Annotated in this window: 2 protein-coding genes; one reads left to right on the top strand and one right to left on the bottom strand. The window is 51.9% G+C overall.

Annotated elements, in window-relative coordinates; genetic code table 11:
• Positions 1–696: RimK family alpha-L-glutamate ligase (locus tag KDK14_RS16230; protein ID WP_257266222.1), on the bottom strand; the 696-nt coding region annotated here is incomplete at its 3' end.
• Between the two features lie 274 nt (positions 697–970).
• On the opposite strand from KDK14_RS16230, the gene KDK14_RS16225 reads away from it, so the two are divergent.
• Positions 971–2,062 carry a M20 family metallopeptidase gene (locus KDK14_RS16225; RefSeq protein WP_257266221.1) on the top strand — a complete coding sequence of 364 codons (1,092 nt, stop codon included), beginning with the start codon at positions 971–973 and terminating at the stop codon, positions 2,060–2,062.
• Positions 2,063–2,219 lie beyond the last annotated feature (157 nt).

Here is a 2,219-nt window from a genome sequence, read left to right as displayed (position 1 = left end):
CACTTCGTCGTTCGGCTCGCGCAGAATCACGCTGCCGCCACTGGTGATATTGGTTTTCCAGTCGTCCCTGGGGGCCTGGCGGCCATAACAGCCAACAAATTCGCCGTCAACAATGTCAATCCGGTAGTCGGTATGGTCATTATTGATATAACGTTCAATAAAGAAATGCTGGGCTGTCAGCTGGTTCATAAAGGGCTGCAGCATATTCAGGGCGTTCTCGTTCTCCAGGCGAACCAGACCGGTCCCGCCCCAGCCGTTGGTGGGTTTATATACGGCACGGCCACCCCATTGCGCCATGCTGGCCTTGAGCTGGTCCAGATTATTGTGGTGACACAGGCAGTAATCCGGTGTGTATACCCCATGACGTTGAAGCAGGTGGGTGGTCTTGAATTTATCTTCCGTCAGGGCAAAGGCCTGATAGTTATTAATGATGGGTATCAGCCGGTCCAGCATTTCATACAGGTACATCTGGTACTCGCTCTGCTGGCCTGCGTTGTAAGAATAAAACAGATCCAGGTCTTCCATCACCACGCCGTTGCACAGAATCGAACCGTTGTGGGCCATGGCCTGGGCAAGATCAAGCCCGGTGATGGCATTGATATCCCGCTCCCGCAGTTGTTCAACCAGCTTGCGCTGGATGGTATCACCACCACCATTCTGGTATAGCCAGATCCCCACGGTGTGTTTTGTCATCATCACTTCTCAAGAAAAATACAGTTAATAAAGCCTTACTTGATACCTGATTCCGGCAGTTAAGTTTTATCCCCATGGTATCAAGCGGGGTAAATATACTTGGTCATTTACGCTTTGCTAATGATCTTGCAGATGTTCTGTACAATCCATGATGCAGGTCAATCAATGGTGCTGAAATAGCCAAAAAGTCACTCAATAAACCCGATACAATCACCCTTGAATTGAGAGCGGATGCTCTCTTTCATCACCTTATTAACCCCAATCACGAAGACAAACAGTGGACTTTAAAGAACTCGCCTCACTCATTGACATTAACAGTCATACCGGCAACAAGGCTGGCGTTGATCAATCGGGGCAAATGATTGCCCATTGGATGGCCGCGCTGGGATACAAAATGGATCGTCATGCACGGGAAACCATCGGTGATCACCTGCTGTTTTCATCGGGTAAAACGCCCGGCAGAAAATTGCTGCTACTTGGACACCTGGATACGGTCTTTCCCAAGGGAACCTTCGAGGGTTTCCGGGAAGATAGCCAGTGGATTTATGGGCCTGGTGTTTGCGATATGAAAGGCGGCATCTATCTGGCCCTGAGCGCACTGCGTACCCTCCACCGTGAAACCGGTGCGATCCATAACATTGATATGCTGCTGGTCAGTGATGAAGAGACGGGCAGTGATGACAGCAAATTGCTTACCAGCAGTATTGCCGATCAATACGACGCTTGTCTTGTTCTCGAGGCGGCCGGGCAGAATAACGAGGTAGTGACCGCTCGTAAAGGGGTGGGTACGGTCTATCTGGAGCTGACCGGTCTGGCGGCCCATGCCGGCAATCATTACCAGCAGGGGCGTAATGCCAATCTGGCCGCCGCACACTTGCTGATCGCCCTGACCGAACTGACGGACCTGGATAAAGGCACAACGGTCAATGTGGGTAAAATGTCCGGTGGTATTGGTGCCAATACCATATCCCCGACAGCGCAGCTGGCGGTGGAGTTCCGTTTTACCTGTACCCGGGAACGGGACAGGGTGCTGTCTTCTATTGATCAGCTGATCAGTTCTTCTCCCGTGGACGGGGTTAATATTGCCATGACCGGCGGCCTGCAAAGGGACGTTATGGAGAGCAACCCGGCTCAGCAGGCGCTGCTGGAGGAGATTGAAGGTATTTTAGGGTACCCGTTACCCACAGAGCATCGTGGTGGGGTCAGCGATGCCAATACCATTGCCGCTGCGGGTGTGCCAACGCTGGATGGTTTTGGTCCTTTCGGGGATGGGGACCATACTCATAATGAGAGGGCGTGCAAGACCAGTTTTAACTTGCGGATGGAACAGCTGACCCGGATTCTGCGACATTTTTGTGGGCAGGCGTGATACAGGACTGGTGTTTTGGACCGTTGGAAGTGGTTGGGACGAATACTGCAAGGTCACATAAACTACCAGGAGGTTGTCCAGCAATAGCGCCCGTCCAGGCGACCCCGTAGCGAGGATGGCAGAAAATTGAGGATAAAAATTCGGTTTTGTGAGGTGA

Origin of the sequence: Endozoicomonas sp. ONNA2 (assembly GCF_024606365.1) — a bacterium.
GTDB lineage: Bacteria > Pseudomonadota > Gammaproteobacteria > Pseudomonadales > Endozoicomonadaceae > Endozoicomonas.
The sequence above is the reverse complement of the archived record's forward strand: the minus strand, read 5'-3'. Positions and strand labels throughout refer to the sequence as shown.